Source organism: Curtobacterium sp. UCD-KPL2560 (genome assembly GCF_001705035.1).
In the GTDB taxonomy this organism is placed as follows: Bacteria; Actinomycetota; Actinomycetes; order Actinomycetales; family Microbacteriaceae; genus Curtobacterium.
The window spans coordinates 18,105-33,620 of sequence record NZ_MCIG01000030.1 but is presented as its reverse complement, the minus strand read 5'-3'; the positions used below and the strand labels follow the sequence as shown (position 1 = coordinate 33,620).

The 15,516-nt window shown below is 72.5% G+C and carries 17 protein-coding genes; 5 read left to right on the top strand and 12 right to left on the bottom strand.

Annotation, left to right across the window (positions count from 1 at the left end; translation table 11 throughout):
• Window positions 1–148: 148 nt before the first annotated feature.
• Both BEP24_RS08965 and BEP24_RS08960 read left to right on the top strand, forming a co-directional pair.
• Window positions 149–1,195 carry an NAD(P)-dependent alcohol dehydrogenase gene (locus BEP24_RS08965; RefSeq protein WP_065962516.1) on the top strand — a complete coding sequence of 349 codons (1,047 nt, stop codon included), beginning with the start codon at window positions 149–151 and terminating at the stop codon, window positions 1,193–1,195.
• A gap of 284 nt (window positions 1,196–1,479) precedes the next feature.
• On the top strand, window positions 1,480–2,451 hold the full coding sequence (locus BEP24_RS08960) for an AraC family transcriptional regulator (RefSeq protein WP_065962514.1): 972 nt from the start codon (window positions 1,480–1,482) through the stop codon (window positions 2,449–2,451).
• Between the two features lie 115 nt (window positions 2,452–2,566).
• Here the strand turns inward: BEP24_RS08960 and BEP24_RS08955 are convergent, their stop codons facing one another.
• The 4 genes from BEP24_RS08955 to BEP24_RS08940 form a co-directional block, all read right to left on the bottom strand.
• Window positions 2,567–3,982, bottom strand: a complete 1,416-nt coding sequence (locus BEP24_RS08955; protein ID WP_065962511.1) for a hypothetical protein — start codon at window positions 3,980–3,982, stop codon at window positions 2,567–2,569.
• Window positions 3,972–4,886 (bottom strand): TIGR03943 family protein, encoded by a 915-nt coding sequence (locus BEP24_RS08950; RefSeq protein WP_065962509.1) that lies wholly within the window; start codon window positions 4,884–4,886, stop codon window positions 3,972–3,974. Before BEP24_RS08950 ends, BEP24_RS08955 begins: the two co-directional genes overlap by 11 nt.
• Window positions 4,873–5,886 carry a permease gene (locus BEP24_RS08945; protein WP_065962507.1) on the bottom strand — a complete coding sequence of 338 codons (1,014 nt, stop codon included), beginning with the start codon at window positions 5,884–5,886 and terminating at the stop codon, window positions 4,873–4,875. Before BEP24_RS08945 ends, BEP24_RS08950 begins: the two co-directional genes overlap by 14 nt.
• Before the next feature lie 156 nt (window positions 5,887–6,042).
• Window positions 6,043–6,621, bottom strand: coding sequence for a TetR/AcrR family transcriptional regulator (locus BEP24_RS08940; RefSeq protein ID WP_065962504.1), 579 nt, complete (start codon window positions 6,619–6,621; stop codon window positions 6,043–6,045).
• 111 nt (window positions 6,622–6,732) lie between these two features.
• Between BEP24_RS08940 and BEP24_RS08935 the strand changes: the two genes are divergently transcribed.
• Window positions 6,733–7,047 carry a multidrug efflux SMR transporter gene (locus BEP24_RS08935; RefSeq protein WP_065962503.1) on the top strand — a complete coding sequence of 105 codons (315 nt, stop codon included), beginning with the start codon at window positions 6,733–6,735 and terminating at the stop codon, window positions 7,045–7,047.
• Between the two features lies 1 nt (window position 7,048).
• A complete protein-coding gene (locus BEP24_RS08930; protein ID WP_065962501.1) occupies window positions 7,049–7,423 on the top strand; it encodes a multidrug efflux SMR transporter in 375 nt (124 codons plus the stop codon).
• Between the two features lie 170 nt (window positions 7,424–7,593).
• Here the strand turns inward: BEP24_RS08930 and BEP24_RS08925 are convergent, their stop codons facing one another.
• On the bottom strand, window positions 7,594–8,733 hold the full coding sequence (locus BEP24_RS08925; RefSeq protein ID WP_065962499.1) for an LLM class flavin-dependent oxidoreductase: 1,140 nt from the start codon (window positions 8,731–8,733) through the stop codon (window positions 7,594–7,596).
• A gap of 259 nt (window positions 8,734–8,992) precedes the next feature.
• Window positions 8,993–9,889, bottom strand: a complete 897-nt coding sequence (locus BEP24_RS08920) for a phosphatase PAP2 family protein (RefSeq protein ID WP_171898777.1) — start codon at window positions 9,887–9,889, stop codon at window positions 8,993–8,995.
• A gap of 238 nt (window positions 9,890–10,127) precedes the next feature.
• Here BEP24_RS08920 and BEP24_RS17560 point away from each other — a divergent pair, with 238 nt between their 5' ends.
• Window positions 10,128–10,586, top strand: a complete 459-nt coding sequence (locus BEP24_RS17560; protein ID WP_171898776.1) for a DUF4383 domain-containing protein — start codon at window positions 10,128–10,130, stop codon at window positions 10,584–10,586.
• An 83-nt stretch (window positions 10,587–10,669) separates the two neighbouring features.
• On the opposite strand, the gene BEP24_RS08910 is transcribed toward BEP24_RS17560, so the two are convergent.
• The 6 genes from BEP24_RS08910 to rpmB all read right to left on the bottom strand — a co-directional run bounded on the left by BEP24_RS08910 (window position 10,670) and on the right by rpmB (window position 15,476).
• Complete coding sequence (locus tag BEP24_RS08910; RefSeq protein ID WP_065962494.1) at window positions 10,670–11,977, bottom strand: AAA family ATPase; 1,308 nt, start codon at window positions 11,975–11,977, stop codon at window positions 10,670–10,672.
• Window positions 11,974–13,923 carry a cytochrome c oxidase assembly protein gene (locus BEP24_RS08905; protein ID WP_065962492.1) on the bottom strand — a complete coding sequence of 650 codons (1,950 nt, stop codon included), beginning with the start codon at window positions 13,921–13,923 and terminating at the stop codon, window positions 11,974–11,976. Before BEP24_RS08905 ends, BEP24_RS08910 begins: the two co-directional genes overlap by 4 nt.
• A gap of 226 nt (window positions 13,924–14,149) precedes the next feature.
• Complete coding sequence (locus tag BEP24_RS08900; RefSeq protein ID WP_058727660.1) at window positions 14,150–14,437, bottom strand: HU family DNA-binding protein; 288 nt, start codon at window positions 14,435–14,437, stop codon at window positions 14,150–14,152.
• Between the two features lie 324 nt (window positions 14,438–14,761).
• Window positions 14,762–15,067, bottom strand: a complete 306-nt coding sequence (gene rpsN, locus BEP24_RS08895) for a 30S ribosomal protein S14 (RefSeq protein WP_065962491.1) — start codon at window positions 15,065–15,067, stop codon at window positions 14,762–14,764.
• Window positions 15,068–15,069: 2 nt separating this feature from the next.
• Window positions 15,070–15,240 carry a 50S ribosomal protein L33 gene (rpmG, locus tag BEP24_RS08890; RefSeq protein WP_022908193.1) on the bottom strand — a complete coding sequence of 57 codons (171 nt, stop codon included), beginning with the start codon at window positions 15,238–15,240 and terminating at the stop codon, window positions 15,070–15,072.
• Window positions 15,240–15,476 carry a 50S ribosomal protein L28 gene (gene rpmB / locus BEP24_RS08885; protein ID WP_022903747.1) on the bottom strand — a complete coding sequence of 79 codons (237 nt, stop codon included), beginning with the start codon at window positions 15,474–15,476 and terminating at the stop codon, window positions 15,240–15,242. Before rpmB ends, rpmG begins: the two co-directional genes overlap by 1 nt.
• Between the last annotated feature and the right edge of the window lie 40 nt (window positions 15,477–15,516).

Here is a 15,516-nt window from a genome sequence, read left to right as displayed (position 1 = left end):
CCCCGGAGCGACCGGGCCGCACCACCCGTGACACGCCCGCCCCCGCACGACAGGGGGACCCCATCGCAACCTCCCTGTCCCGAGGGCGCGCGTCCACACTGGACCGCGGGCCGCACCCGGCCCGCGAAGCACCACCACGAGGAGACCAATGCGCACCGTCAACGCGTACGCGGCACCGTCGGCCACCGAGCCGCTCGTCAAGACCACCATCACCCGCCGTGACCTCGGCCCGCACGACGTCGAGATCGACATCGCCTACGCCGGCATCTGCCACTCGGACATCCACACCGTCCGTGGCGAGTGGGGCCCCATCCAGTACCCGCAGGTCGTCGGCCACGAGATCGTCGGCCACGTGGTCGCCGTCGGCAGCGAGGTCACGAAGCACCAGGTCGGCGACCGCGTCGGCGTCGGCTGCATGGTCGACTCGTGCGGCGAGTGCGAGCAGTGCCGCGCCGGCCAGGAGCAGTACTGCCTCGAGGGCAACACCGGCACCTACGCGAGCGTCGACCGCGCCGACGGCACGATCACGCAGGGCGGCTACTCGCAGGCCGTCGTCGTCAAGGAGGACTTCGTCCTCCGCGTCCCGGAGTCGCTCGACATCGAGAAGGTCGCGCCGCTGCTCTGCGCCGGCATCACGACCTACTCGCCGCTGCACCACTGGAAGGTCGGCCCCGGCTCGAAGGTCGCCGTCGTCGGCATGGGCGGCCTCGGCCACATGGCCGTGAAGATCGCGGTCGCGCTCGGCGCCGAGGTCACCGTGCTGTCGCAGACGACCTCGAAGCAGGAGGACTCGCTCCGCTACGGCGCGAAGGCCCACTTCGCCACGAAGGACCCCGCCACGTTCGAGCAGCTCGCCGGCTCGTTCGAGCTCATCATCAACACCGTCTCGGCCAAGCTCGACATGCAGGCCTACCTCGGCCTGCTCCAGGTCGACGGCACGCTGGTCAACGTCGGCGCACCGTCCGAGCCGCTCGAGGTCCCGGCCTTCGCGCTCATCCCGCGCCGGCTCAGCTGGGCCGGCTCGGCGATCGGCGGCATCGCGGAGACCCAGGAGATGCTCGACTTCTGCGCCGAGCACGGCATCCTGCCCGAGACCGAGCTCATCAGCGCCGACAAGATCAACGAGGCGTACGAGCGCGTGCTGTCCTCGGACGTCCGGTACCGCTTCGTCATCGACGCGGCCACCCTGGCCTGACCGGCCCGCCGCCGGGTCGCGCCCGGCGGTCCGGTCACGTCCGCGACGTGACCGGGAGACGGACGGGAGGCGCGGTGCGGGCCCGCACCGCGCCTCCCGTCCGTCGGTCCGACCGTTGTCCGCACAACGCGGGCCACCAGCTCCGTCCGTCGGTCCCGCCGCTGTCCGCGGACGCGGGCCGGCGGCCCCGTCCGTCGGTCCCGCCGCTGTCCGTGGAACGCGGGTGGCCAGGCCGTCGTACGCGAGGCCGTGCGCTCTGCGGCCAGGAGCGGGAGGCTGGATGCATGGAATCAGGACCGAACGGCACGACGAACGAGGGGCCGCGCTCCCTCGTCTCGGTGTCCGGCACGGACACCGACGCCGCCATCGCCGACCTCGCCGGGATGTACGCCGGCAAGACGTGGCACTCCGCACACGTCGACGACGACTTCTGGTACCGCTACGTCGCGATCGGCGACGAGCGCATGAGCATCCGACGCTCGCAGATGCACGGCACCCTGCGCGGCGACGTCGCCGTCGAGGGCCAGGTCGTCGTCCAGTGGATCGACTCCGGCACCGCGACCGTCGACGTCGGCCGGAACGCCGTCCGCATGCAGCCCGGCGTGCCGACCCTGTTCCCGGTCGAGCAGCGGTTCGACATGGACTACCGGGACTGGGACCAGCGGCTCGTGCACCTGGACCGCGCCCTCGTGCTCGACGTGGCCGCCGAGCGGTACCTCGTCGACGGCACGCTCGCCTTCGACCGGTTGACCCCGCCGGAGCCCGCCGCGATCGACCGGTGGCGCGCCGCGGTGTCCGGCTCGGTGCGCGCACTCCGCGAGGAGGGCCAGGACTCCCTCGCCTGGCACGAGTCGCAGCGCGAGGTCGTGCGGTCCCTGCTCGACCTCTACCGCTTCCACGGCGAACCGGCACCGGTCGGCTGGGGCGAGCACCGGCACCACCGGGTGCGGGCGGCCGTCGAGCTCATCCACGCGCGTGCCCACGAGCCGCTCATTGTCTCGGACATCGCCCGTGCGGCCGACCTGAGCGTGCGCGGGCTGCAGGAGTCGTTCCAGCGCGTGCTCGACCGGACGCCGATGCAGTACCTGCGCGAGGTCCGGCTCCGACGCGCGTACGACGACCTGCTGCGCGCCGAGCCCGGACAGGTGTCCGTCGCCGACGTCGCCGCACGGTGGGGGTTCACGCACATGGGACGGTTCTCGGGCGAGTACCTGCGGCGGTTCGGGGAGTACCCGAAGCAGACGCTGCGGCGGTAGCGAGCGGGCCCGCCGGGCCGCGTCGAGTCGCCGCTGCCCGGCCCGCGTTGCGTCGGCGCTGCTCGGCCCGCGTTGCGTCGGCGCTGCTCGGCCCGCGTTGCGTCGCCCGGCGCGGTCAGCCGATCTCGTCGCCCGACGGGAGCGCGCCGCACCAGTCGACCGACCCGGCGTCGATGCTCGCCTCGAGCGCCCCGGACGTCGCGTCGACGATGCTGACCAGGTCGCCGGACGCGGAGCGCGTCGTGACCGCCAGGAACTGACCGTTCGGCGACGGACAGACCGCCGTCACGCTCGCGTCCGACGGCACCACCACGGGCAGCCGGGAGGCGCGGCTCCCCTCCACGCGCACGATCCGTTGCGCGAGGGTCCCGTCCGCCCGCACGTCGCCCACCACCCGCACGTAGGTCCGGTCGTCGAGCTGGGCGATCCGGCCGAGGTACGCCGCGTCGGTGCTCGCCGCCGGGGCGACGAGGGGCGTCCGCCTCCCGTCGGTCAGGTCGAGGCGGACGATGCCGGTCCCGGTCTCGACCACCGCCGAGGTGCCGGAGCCGACGAAGCCGTGCAGGTACGTCGCGCTCCCCAGGCGCACCGGCTCCACGCGGCCGCTCACGTCGATCAGCACGAGGTCGTCGGAGCCGGTCCGGACGAGGGCGCTCTCGGTGCGCGGCACGTACGCCCACTGGGCGACCGTGATCGGGGTCGCACCCGCGCGGGCCTTCCCGTCCTCGCCGACCGGGAGCGGCAGGTGCGTGCCCGTCATGTCCACGACGTACAGCCCGACGTCGCGGGACTGCCCGGTCGTGGTGTCGGCGTACTCGAACCCGAACGAGGCGCCGTCGTCGGCCACGTGCAGCGCGGTCACCCGGCCGTCGCGGCTCGGCAGCGTCAGGTGCTCCACGGGGACCGAGTCGTCCTGCACCCCGCCCGCGAGCGGCACGATGTCGACCGCCGAGCTGCCGTCCGTGCCGCTGACCACGACGAGGGAGCGGCCGAGGCGCGCGTACTCGGTGATCCCGGTCGCCTGGTACACGGTCGTGGCGCCGCCGGCGTCGAGCGACCGGCGGACGATCCGGTCCTTCCCGCCGCCCGTCGCGGGGACGAGGGCGAGGACGTCGGTGCTGCCCGTGCGGATCGTGGTCCGGAGCTCCGAGGTCGCGGGCTGGCCCGGTGCCCGGACCCCGTCGACCGCGATCTCGTACGAACGGTCGTACGCCAACGGTCCGGCGAACTCGACGGCGATGGTGTTGCCGCTCGAGGTCACGGTGTGCGGGGCCGACGGCGTCACCGTGACCGCGTCCGCCGCGACCCGCTGCAGTGCCTGGTTCGCGGTGAGGATGACCCGCTGCGCCGGACGGGACACCAGGCCGGACGGATCGTACGACACGTCACGCAGCCGCGGTCCCTGCTGCGAGCCGACGACCGCCGCGACCGCGCCGACGAGCACGAAGACCGTGAGCGAGGCGACGAGCCGCCGGCGGAACCGGTCGCGGGGCCGACGGCGGAGCGGCCCCGCGGCGACGTCAGTACTCATACGGGTCCGCGGGCTGCTCGATGTCCTGCACCTTCGCGGCGCGGACGACGATCCGGGCGTCGGCCGAGGGGTCGGGGTTCGCGGCGAGCTTGCCGGTCACGCGCACCCACTGACCGGAGTCCGGCACGTCACTGCCGGACCCGCCCGCGCCGGACCCGTCGCCGGTGACGACCCCGAGTCCGACCGGCTGGGCGTCGACGGCGCAGCAGCTGATCACGAAGCGGGTCAGGGTGAAGGCGTCACCGCGGCCGGGGACCACGAAGCCGGTGAGCTCGACGGATTTGCCGACGAGCGCCGAGGTGTCCGTGGTCTGGCGGACGAGCGCGGCCCAGTCCTTCACGCCGTACTGCGAGGTGTCCACGCCGGCGCTGCCGAGCAGGGCGACGTCCTGCATCCCGGAGGCGTTCGACAGGGTCGGGCTGTCGACGCTGCGCTGCTGTGCCGTGCGTGCGGACAGGGTCGTCGGGGGCAGGACGAGCATCGCGACCGTGATGCCGACCGTGACGAGGGCCGCGGCGGCGCCGAGCACGGTGCGGGTCGCACGGCGGGCGCTCGCTCGGCTGCGCGCCGGCGCGCGGTGGCCGCGGGCCTGCGCGCTGTCGCCGTGCTCGTGGTCGGACTCGTGGGGATGACCGCCGTCGCCGTGCTCGTGGTCGGGCTCGTGGGTGCGGCCGTGCCCGTCCTCGTCGTCGCCGTGGCTGTGCCCGTGCCCCCGCGCCACGACGACCAGCCCGGCGGCCGACGCGGGGACGGCCACGATCGCGAGCACGACGGTGAACAGGTCGTAGCGGGGGTTGATGTACAGGTCGAGGTGCCCGACCGCCGCGAGCCAGAGCGTGCACACCGAGACCGCGAGCACGGACCCGAGCCCCAGGTACGCCGGGGCCTTGTCAGACGAGGACATTCATCACCAACCCGACGGCAGCCGTGAACAGGACGCAGACGACGGCGAGCAGCACCAGGAAGCGTGCGCGGAACGTCGTCCGGAGCAGGGCGATCATCTTGACGTCGATGATCGGCCCGATGAGCAGGAAGGCCGTGATCGACCCCGGCAGGAACGTCGAGGCGAAGGACAGCGCGAAGAAGGCGTCGACGTTCGAGCACAGCGACACGGTCATCGCGAGCAGCATCATCGCGGCGACGGACAGCACCGGGTTCGCGCCGATCGACACGAGCGTGGACCGGGGCACCGCGACCTGGATCGCCGCGGCGAGCCCGGCGCCGACGAACAGCGCGGGCATCATCGTCGCGGTCTCGCCACCGAACTGGGCCGCGCTCTCGCGCCAGCGGTTCCGGGAGCGCGGAGCCCCGACGGCGGCACGGCACCGGGCCTCGAACGCGGGCAGCAGCAGGTCCGCGGGGCGGCGGTGCGCGGCGACGATCCAGCCGACCAGGTTCGCGAGGACGAAGCCGCCGACGATGCGCACGACCAGGATCCAGCCGGACCACCCGAAGGCCTGCGCCGTGCTGATGATGACGAGCGGGTTGAGGATCGGCGCGGCGACCAGGAACGTGACCGCCTCGGCCGGGGTGAAGCCGCGCAGCATCAGTCCGCGGGCGAGCGGGACGTTCCCGCACTCGCAGACCGGGAAGAGCATGCCGATGAGCGAGATCACCGCACGCCGTGGCATCGGTCGCTCGGGCAGCAGCCGTTCGAGGACGCCGACCGGCACCCACACCTCGACGACGATCGACAGCACGATGCCGAGCACCACGAACGGGAGCGACTCGACGACGACGCTGATCGCCAGGGTCAGGAAGTCCTGCACGACGTCCGGCAGTCCGGTGCTCCCGACGCTCGGCGAGAACGCGCGCACGCCGAGCAGCACCACGACGGCGAGCAGCACCAGGCCGGGGCCGGTGAGCGTGCGGGTCGGGGTGGGGCGAGTGGGGGCGCTCGTCACCCGGACAGGATAGGCGAGCGCGGGGGCACGGTCCCGTGAGCCGCGCGGACGACGGGCACCCGCCGCGGCGGACGGGCACCGGCCGCGGCAGACCACGGGCACCGGCCGCGCGGCCGGCGTCGGCGGGTGCGGTGCTCGCGGCGACCGACCCCGGCGTCAGCCCGTCGGCAGCCCCGCCAGGTGCCGGTCGAGCAGCTCGATCGCCCACTCGCCCGACTCCCCCGGGGCGAGCCGCGTGACGTGCACCGCGAGACCGTCGACCAGGGCGTGCAGTCGGCAGGCCTCGTCGAGGCGCTGCTCGTCGGGCACACCGACCAGCGCGACGATGCGGTCGCACCACCCGCGCATCTCGGCGACCACGCGGTCGAGGGCCGGCCGGAGCTCGGCGTCGGTCAGCGCGGCGTTCCCGAGCGCCAGGTAGACGTCGAGCTCGACCACGCGCTCGACGTCGAGCGGCAGCAGCTCGACGAGGATCCGCCGCGCGGTCTCGTCGTCGGGCAGCCCGGCCGGGATCGCGTCGACACGCTCCCGGGTGCGGTCGAACACCAGGGTGATCGCGTGCTCGCGCATCGCCGCCTGGGTCGGGAACACGTAGCGGACGGTGCTCGGCGGCAGGCCGGCCTCGGCGGCGACGCCCCGGACGCTGAGGGCCCCGAGGCCGTCCCGCGCGAGCACACGGCAGGCGGCGTCCGACACGTCGAGTCGGCGTTGCTCGAGGTCCTCGCGGGTGGTCACCGGACCATACTCGCACGGTCGTACGAGTCGTGCTACCGTCGCCGAGCAGGAGTCGCACACTCGTGCGACTCACCGGCGGGAACGAACCGGTCGGAACGAAGGGAGTGCACGATGGCATGGGTCGTCCTGGTGCTGTCCGGCGTGCTCGAGGCGGTGTGGGCCACCGCTCTGGGCGCGTCGAACGGCTTCAAGAAGGTTGTCCCGACGGTCGTCTTCGTCGCGGGCATGGCACTGAGCATGGTCGGACTGGCGTTCGCGATGAAGGCCATCCCGGTCGGCACCGCGTACGCCGTATGGGTCGGGATCGGGGCGTCGCTCACGGTCGTCGTGGCGATCCTCCGCCGACGGGAGGCCGCGTCGTTCGCACGCGTCGCGCTCGTGCTCGGCCTCGTCGCGTGCGTCGTCGGCCTCAAGGTGGTGAGCTGACGTGGCGTGGCTCGTGTTGTTCGTCAGCGCCGCCCTCGAGACCGTGTGGGCGACCGCGCTCGGTCGGAGCGACGGCTTCACGGAGCCTGGTCCGACGGCGGTGTTCGCGGTCACGATCGTCGTCAGCCTGGTGGCGTTCGGCTCCGTCGTGAAGCACATCCCGATCAGCACCGCCTACGCCGTCTGGACCGGCACCGGCGCGGCCCTCACCGTGCTCTGGGGCATGGCGACGGGCGCCGAACCCGTCACGGTCCTGCGACTGCTCTTCATCGCCGGGATCGTCGGCTGCGTGGTCGGTCTGAAGCTCGTGCCGGCCCGCCCCGCGCAGCGGGGATCCTCGCGAGCGCGACGGATCCACGCCGACGATCCGCGCTGATCTGTCGCTTCCGCGCCGACCTGTCGTTTCCGCGCCGACTTGACGATCTGTCGCTTCCGCGCTGATCGGTCGCTTCCGCGAGTGGGCGCGACCCGTGACGGACGGGAGGCACGGTGCCTGCTGGCACCGTGCCTCCCGTCCGTTACGCGGTCACGCGGTCACGCGAGCGGTCAGACGGACGCGCCCGTGAACTCGTCGACGGCGGCGACGTGGTCGCTGCCGGCCGTGCCCGCTTCGCGGGCCGCGGCGACGCGCTGGGCGTGGCTCGGCGGGTCGGACGGCACGTGGGCCGGGCGGCCCTCCTCGTTGATCCGGCGGAGCTCCGGGACGATGTCCTCGGCCAGGATGTCGATCTGCTCGAGCACCGTCTTGAGCGGCAGCCCCGCGTGGTCGACCAGGAACAGCTGGCGCTGGTAGTGGCCGACGTGGTCCTTCATCGCGGCGTACCGGTCGATGACCTGCTGCGGCGAGCCGACGGTGAGCGGGGTCTGGGCGGTGAAGTCCTCCATCGAGGGGCCGTGGCCGTAGACCGGGGCGTTGTCGAAGTACGGGCGGAACTCGTCCCACGCGTCCTGCGAGTTCTTCCGCGCGAAGAACTGCCCGCCGAGCCCGACGATCGCCTGGTCGGCGGTGCCGTGCCCGTAGTGCTCGAAGCGCTGCCGGTACAGCCCCACCATCTGTTCGGTGTGCTGGATGGGCCAGAAGATGTTGTTGTGCAGGAAGCCGTCTCCGTAGTAGGCGGCCTGCTCGGCGATCTCGGGCGTGCGGATCGAGCCGTGCCAGACGAAGGGCGGGACGCCGTCGAGCGGACGCGGGGTCGACGTGAAGCCCTGCAGCGGGGTGCGGAACTTCCCCTGCCAGTCGACGACGTCGTTCTCCCAGAGCTGGCGGACCAGCGCGTAGTTCTCGATCGCCAGGTTGACGCCCTGGCGGATGTCCTGACCGAACCACGGGTAGACCGGGCCGGTGTTGCCGCGGCCCATCATGAGGTCCATGCGGCCGTCCGAGATGACCTGGAGCATCGCGTACTCCTCGGCGATGCGCACCGGGTCGTTCGTGGTGATGAGCGTCGTGCTCGTCGACAGGGTGATGTGCTTCGTCCGGCCGGCGAGGTACCCGAGCATCGTCGTCGGGCTCGAGGCCACGAACGGCGGGTTGTGGTGCTCACCCGTGGCGAAGACGTCGAGGCCGGCCTGGTCGGCGTGCTCGGCGATCGTCAGGATGTCGCGGACGCGCTGGGTGTCATCCGGCGTCCGGCCGGTCGTGGGGTCCGTCGTGACGTCGCTGACGGTGAAGATCCCGAACTGCATGGTGCTCGCCTCCTGGCTTGCTGGGTGCGCCGGGCTCGTCCTCGCGAGGGGCGCCGGTCGATACGTTTGCATCGACTTGGTGGGTACAACGTAGCGCAGGGCGGGGCATTCCCGCCAGCCTGGTGCGGGGTCCGAGCGGGCGGGCGGTGGGCTCGGGCGCACGTCGGGCCCGTTCGGGCGGTGGGCTCGACTGCGTCAGGCCCGTGCGAGCGGTGGGCTCGAGCGCGTCAGGCCCGTGCGAGCGGTGCGCTCGGGCGCGTCAGGCCCGCGCGGGCGGTGCGCTCACGTCCGAGCGCGTCACGTGGTGCTGGCCGTCGGCGAGCCAGACCACCGCCACGACGGCGAGGACGCTCGCGCTCGAGGCCATCCGGCCCGCGACCAGGATCGCGTCGTGGCCGTCGGAGCCGCCGGTCAGCCCGACGACGAGCGCCACGACACCGACCAGGAACGTCACCCCGGTCGCGCCGAGCAGCACGACGGTGACGATGCGCCGCGGTCCGCGGTCGCCGTCGCGGTCGCCCCGCTCACCGCGGTCGACCCGCGGCCCGACGAGCCGGACCACGCCGAGCCAGAACAGGGCGATGCCGCACGCCCCCACGATGTCGCTCACCCGGTGCCACCCGTAGACGACGGTCTGGTTCGCGACGAACACCGCGTAGGCCGCACCGACGAGCGTGACGACGGCCCGGAAGCGCCGCGGGGTGACGAGCAGGACGGCGAACAGCGCGGCCAGGGCGATCGTCGCGTGCCCCGACGGGAAGGAGTTCGGCGTCGTCGACTGGGCGATCTCAGGGCGCTCGGCGATACGCTTCACGAGCGTCGACGTCGCCGCCGATGCGAGCACCACGACACCGGCTCCCAGCCCCACCGCGAGCCGTCGTCGTGCGAACGCGACGGCGGCGATCACGACCACCAGCAACAGGATGACCGGCACCGAGATGACGTTGAGCGCAGTGTCCGACCCGAAGAGGTCGGACTCCCGGACACCGCCCAGTGCGGCGTCCTCGACCCGCTGCCCCGTCGACGTCAGCACCGCGGCCGCGTAGACGAGAGGCACGATGACGAACCCGAGACCCGCCAACAGCCCCCACCGCAGCCGTCGCGAGACACTCGGTCCACGCGACTCGGGCGCGTTGCGTTCGGGCGTGCGGGTCACCGGTCTGGTCCTCGTCGGGTTGGCGGTCGTCGGCCTCATCGTGCGCCTGGTTCCTCGGGTGCGATTCGGACGGTCGGGGTCGGACACGATACCGTTGGTCCGCCGGTCCGCGCCTGTGAGCCAGGGAGCAGTTCCCTCGGAGCACGACGGCCGCACCGCACGCGCACCGCGATCGGACGCACCGGCTCCCTCCGCCGGCTGGTCCGGCGCGACCACCCTGTACGACGAGGAGACCGAAGTGGCCATCAAGGAACCGAGCATCGTCGCGTCGCCGAACCGCGGCCTCGCCCTGACCGCGGGCGGCCTGCTCGCGCTCTGGGGCTTCCTCGGCTTCTTCCTGGCAGCCGACGGCGACCCGGGCTTCTTCAGCCGCCACGGCGGGATGCTCTGGAACGCCTTCGGCGTGAACCCGGCGATGAGCCTCCTCTGGGTGATGCTCGCCGTCGTCCTGCTCATCACGGGTCTCGGCACCACGATCGGTGCCCGCAACGGCAACCTGCTCGTCGGCATCGTGCTCGTCGTGATGGCCGTGTACGGGTTCGTGCTCGGTGAGACCTCCGCCAACGTCTTCGCCCTGACCTTCGCGGACAACCTGTTCCACGCGATCGTCGGCGCCGTGCTCCTGCTCACCGCGCTCGGTGCCGACAAGGAGAACATCCGCGCGATCCGCGGCGCCGCCCGGACCGTCGAGGCCTGACGCACCGCCCGAACGCCACGACGCCCCGTCCACTCCGGTGGGCGGGGCGTCGTCGCGTCGGGACCGGTGGGACCGCTCGGCGGTCAGACGTCGGTGTCGGGCTTCGCGGCCTCGAGCTGCGTGGCCACGATCCGGGGCGCCTCGGACATGAAGCGCCGCACGTCGAGGTCCACGATGATGTCCTGCGGGCGGAGCGGCCGCGTCAGGAAGAGCCCCTCGAGCGAGGTCAACCGGGACAGCGCCACGTAGGTCTGCCCCGCGCTGAACACCCGGTTGCCGAGGTCGACCACGGCACGGTCGTACGTCGATCCCTGCGACTTGTGGATCGTCACCGCCCAGGCCAGGCGGAGTGGGAACTGCTGGAACTCCCCGACGGTGTCCTTCTTGAGCTCCTTCTTGTCGGGGTCGTACGAGTACTTGAACTTCTCCCACACCGACGGCTGCACCTCGAAGGACTCCCCGTCGACGTCGACCCAGACCGTGTCGCGGATGGTCGTGACGACGCCGAGGGTGCCGTTCACCCACCGCTGGTCGGGGTCGTTGCGCAGGAACATCACGTGCGCGCCGGGCTTGAGCTCGAGCGCGGCGTCGGCCGGGTAGTTCCGGCCGCCGAAGTCACCGTTCACGTCGGCCTTCGCCGTCCGGAGCTTGCCCGGGAGCCGGTCGAGCGCGGCCTTGTTGATCCGCGCGACGGTGTCGTTGCGCGTGGCGAGGGTGATGGCGTCGTCGGGTGCCGGTCGGGCGCCGGCGGTGTTGAGCTGCCCGGCGATCTCCGCGGTGACCCGCCCGTGCCGGACGGCGGTCAGCATGGCGGCGAAGGCGTCGTCGCGCTGGCGGTGCACGGTCGCGAGCTCGATGATGTTGAGCTCCGCCTCGAGCCAGACCTTCGCGTCGAAGAACCACATCGACCGGTAGTGGTCGGTGAAGTAGGCCCGCTCGTCACCGTCCCCCGGCACCGGCGGCAGCTGGTACGGGTCGCCGAACATCACGACCTGCACGCCGCCGAAGGCCTCGAACTGCCGACCGCGGGCCTTGCGCAGCGAACGGTCCATCGCGTCCAGCAGGTCGGCGTTCACCATCGAGACCTCGTCGATGACGAGCGTGTCGATGGTGTTGAGGAGCTTGCGCGTCTCGGGCCCCTGGCGGAGCTCGGCGTCGGCGATCAGGCCGATCGGCAGCCGGAAGAGCGAGTGGATGGTCTGTCCGCCGACGTTGAGGGCCGCGACCCCCGTCGGCGCGCAGATGACGACCTGCTTCTCGGTGTTCCATGACAGGTGGTTGAGCAGGGTGGACTTGCCGGTGCCCGCCCGGCCGGTGATGAACACGTGGTCGCGGGTGGTCTCGACGTACTCGAAGACCGCGCGCTGTTCGTCGCTCAGTTCGACGCTCACCGGGGGTCTCCCTCGTGCTGCACGACGGCGCGGTGGTGCGCGCCGTCGTCGTCGACCGTGCCCGACCGGTCGTGGCGCAGCCGGAGGACGTCGACGACGACCACCGCGACGAGCAGCAAGACCCCGGCCACGACGAAGACGACGCCGCCGCGCGCCTGGTCGACGAGCGGCTCCGGCCCCCAGGTCCGTCCCATCGCGCCGAACCACGACGCCTGCAGCAGGCCGAGGGCGCCCTGCATCGCGATGCCGAGCGACACCGTGCCCGCCGCGACGACCGCCGCGCCGACCACCCGGACCAGGACCGCGGGGACCGATGCCGTGCGCGCTCCCGCGGCGACCGGCGTCAGGAGGGTCGGCAGCGCGAGCAGCCCGACGAGCAGCAGCGCGACGTCCACCAGGGTGCGCCCGGACGGGTCGCTGACCGACCAGCGGAGCACCTGCGTGCCGTACAGGGCCCACCAGACCCCGGCGAGCAGGACGAATGCCGGGAAGGGCTGCACCAGGTAGCGCACGGTCGCGTTGTCGACGAGGATCCCCGTCCACTCCCGCACGCCCGTGCTGCCGTCCGTGCGGGGGTGCACCGCGCGTCGGACCAGCACGACCGGTGCGGCCGCCCAGAGCAGCGCCGGGACGACGATGCCGAGCAGGACGTGCGCGCCGACGTTCGCCGAGACGAGGAAGCGGTCGTAGGTGTGCAGGGGGCCCGAGGTCGCGACGACCAGGGTGACGAGGGCGATCCCGGCGGCCACCGAGCGGCGGACGGGCCAGGACTCCCCGCGGCGACGCAGCCGGACGACTCCGGCCGTGTACGCCGCCGCGATCAGCAGGGCCGCCATGAGCCAGAACAGGTCGACGTTCCAGGCGGTCAGCCAGCCCCACGCGCCGGGTGCCGCGGGGAGCGGGTCGTCGGTCAGGAGCTCGGCGGGCGACGGGTTCGTGGTCTTGCTCGGGGCGACCTGGTCGATCGGGGTCGCCGTCCGTCCGAGCGCCACCGCGAAACCGCTCGCGACGCCCATCACCGCGAGCTCGACGAGCACGAGCGTCCAGAACGGACCGCGACGACCGGGCGCGCGGTCGAGTGCCCGGATCGCGCGTCGACGCTGGACGGCGCCGAGCACGCCGACCACCACGAGCGCAGCGGTCTTCACCAGCACCAGTGCGCCGTAGGGCGTCGCGAGGTTCGAGAAGGCCCCGACGCGGATCTGCGCCGAGGCGACGCCGGAGACCGCGACCAGGACGAAGCACCCGAGCGCGATGCTCGAGTACCGGGCCACGACCAGCGGCAGGCGGTCACCGGACAGGACGCCGCGCAGCAGCACGAGCAGCACGAGACCGCCGACCCAGAGCGCGGCCCCGACGAGGTGCAGCCCGAGTGCGGTGACCGCGGCGTCGTGGCTCGCCGTGCCCGCCGCGTGCCCCTGCTGTGCGAGCGGGACGAGGCCGATCAGCGCCACGCCCGCCGTGAGCGAGACCATGCCGCGGCCGCGCACGGCGAAGCACAGGACGGTGACCGCGGCGGCGACGAGGACCGTCACGAGCCAGGCGGTCCCGAGGTCGGTCCCGGTGAGGAACACCCCCATCGACTGGCCGAACTGGTCGTCGAGGCTCACCCGGGAGCCGGCGACGCTGAGGAACGTGAAGAAGGTGGTGACCGCGGCGGCGACCGTCCAGACGCCGGCCGCTCCGGCGGTCACGTCGATGGCGCGGTCCCACTCCGGATGCGTGCGGGAGAGCCCGACCGTCGTGAGTGCCAGGCCCCCGATGGTCGCGGCGGCGGACAGGTCCACGACGAGGCGCGCGACGGGGAGTCCGAAGCGTACGAGGGCGCCGGGGTCCGCGATCAGCGCGCGGTCCGCTCCCCCGCCGGCCACGAGGGCGACGAGGAGCGACACGAACCCGACGAGCAACAGCACGGCGGGGCCGGCGATGCGTGCGATCCGATCCACCCGGCAAGCCTAGGCGCTGCCCGGAGCGACCACCCAACCGCGGGCCGGACCTGTGGACGGCGACCCGCGCCTCCCGTCCGGTGCGGGGGCGACCCCGTGCCGGGCGCGGGTGCGCACGCCCGCGCACGCGCGCGCGACCCGAGGATGCGCCGACGGACCCGCTGGGCCGCACCCGGGAACGACGGAAGGGACGGCCGAGGCCGTCCCTTCCGGTGGTGCAGCGGTCTTACTTGACGGCGGCCTTGAGCTTCGAGCCGGCGCTGACCTTGACCGAGTCGCTCGCGGCGATCTCGATGGCGTCACCCGTCTGCGGGTTGCGGCCGGTGCGCGCGGCGCGGTGGGTCTTCTCGAAGGCGATCCAGCCCGGGATCGTCACCTTGGTGCCGTCGGCGACCGACGACGAGACGACGCTGAACAGCGCGTCGACGACGCCGTTGACGGTGGCCTGGCTCTGGCCGGACTCCTGCGCGACGGCAGCGACGAGCTCGGTGCGGTTCAGTGACTTGTCAGCCATGGGTGTCCTCCTCGGACTTCTTGCAGTGTCGGTGGGACGTCCGGGACGCCCGCCCGTCCCGGGCGGGTGCCCTGGACGTGGGGCTCCGGCGGGCGCGGACGTCCGGCGGAACCGTCAGTGAACCTACCAGCCGGACTGCCCGTGGAGGACCGACTCGCCCGGATTTCCGGGGTTGTCGCGGGTCTGGAGGGGCCTGAGTGACCGATGTGACGGCCGTGACGGCCCTCCGGCGCCCTCAGCGACCACGACGGGACCGTCCGGGCCCGGGAACGACGGGCGCCCCGCCACCCGGGAGGGGTGACGGGGCGTCGCGCGGAGTGCTGCTTACCAGGAGCTCTTCGTGATGCCGGGGAGCTCGCCACGGTGGGCCATGTCGCGGAAGCGGACACGGCTGATGCCGTACTCACCGAGGTGGCCACGGGGGCGACCGTCGATGGCGTCACGGTTGCGGTAGCGGACCGGCGACGCGTCGCGGGGCAGCTTCTGCAGGCCGACGCGGGCTGCCTCACGGGACTCGTCGGAGCCGTTCGGGTCCACGAGGGCCTTCTTCAGCTCGAGACGACGCTCGGCGTAGCGCGCGATGACCTCGGCGCGCTGGTTGTTCTTCGCGATCTTGCTCTTCTTCGCCATGCTTAGCGCTCCTCACGGAAGTCGACGTGCTTGCGGATCACCGGGTCGTACTTCTTGAGCACGAGACGGTCCGGGTTGTTGCGACGGTTCTTCTTGGTCACGTAGGTGAACCCGGTCCCCGCCGTCGAGCGGAGCTTGATGATCGGACGAACGTCCTGACCCTTCTTGGCCATCAGATCTTCTCCCCACGGGCGAGGAGGTCCTTGACGACGGACTCGATGCCGCGTGCGTCGATGACCTTGATGCCCTTTGCGCTGAGCGTGAGCGTGACGTTACGACGAAGCGAGGGCACGTAGTACGTCTTCTTCTGCACGTTCGGGTCGAAGCGGCGCTTCGTCCGGCGGTGCGAGTGCGAGATGTTGTGTCCGAAGCCGGGGGTGGCTCCGGTCACCTGGCACACTGCTGCCATGGTTTCCTCCTGAGTACCGAGCGACCGGACGGCCGCTCCC

Bases quoted from the DNA above. Each gene is read 5' to 3' on its own strand.
- BEP24_RS08935 (WP_065962503.1), top strand. From the start codon at position 6,733: ATGGCATGGGTCGTCCTGGTGCTGTCCGGCGTGCTCGAGGCGGTGTGG.
- BEP24_RS08950 (WP_065962509.1), bottom strand. From the start codon at position 4,886: ATGTCCTCGTCTGACAAGGCCCCGGCGTACCTGGGGCTCGGGTCCGTG.
- BEP24_RS08955 (WP_065962511.1), bottom strand. From the start codon at position 3,982: ATGAGTACTGACGTCGCCGCGGGGCCGCTCCGCCGTCGGCCCCGCGAC.
- BEP24_RS08925 (WP_065962499.1), bottom strand. From the start codon at position 8,733: ATGCAGTTCGGGATCTTCACCGTCAGCGACGTCACGACGGACCCCACG.
- BEP24_RS08900 (WP_058727660.1), bottom strand. From the start codon at position 14,437: ATGGCTGACAAGTCACTGAACCGCACCGAGCTCGTCGCTGCCGTCGCG.
- rpsN (WP_065962491.1), bottom strand. From the start codon at position 15,067: ATGGCGAAGAAGAGCAAGATCGCGAAGAACAACCAGCGCGCCGAGGTC.
- rpmG (WP_022908193.1), bottom strand. From the start codon at position 15,240: ATGGCCAAGAAGGGTCAGGACGTTCGTCCGATCATCAAGCTCCGCTCG.
- BEP24_RS08960 (WP_065962514.1), top strand. From the start codon at position 1,480: ATGGAATCAGGACCGAACGGCACGACGAACGAGGGGCCGCGCTCCCTC.
- rpmB (WP_022903747.1), bottom strand. From the start codon at position 15,476: ATGGCAGCAGTGTGCCAGGTGACCGGAGCCACCCCCGGCTTCGGACAC.
- BEP24_RS08965 (WP_065962516.1), top strand. From the start codon at position 149: ATGCGCACCGTCAACGCGTACGCGGCACCGTCGGCCACCGAGCCGCTC.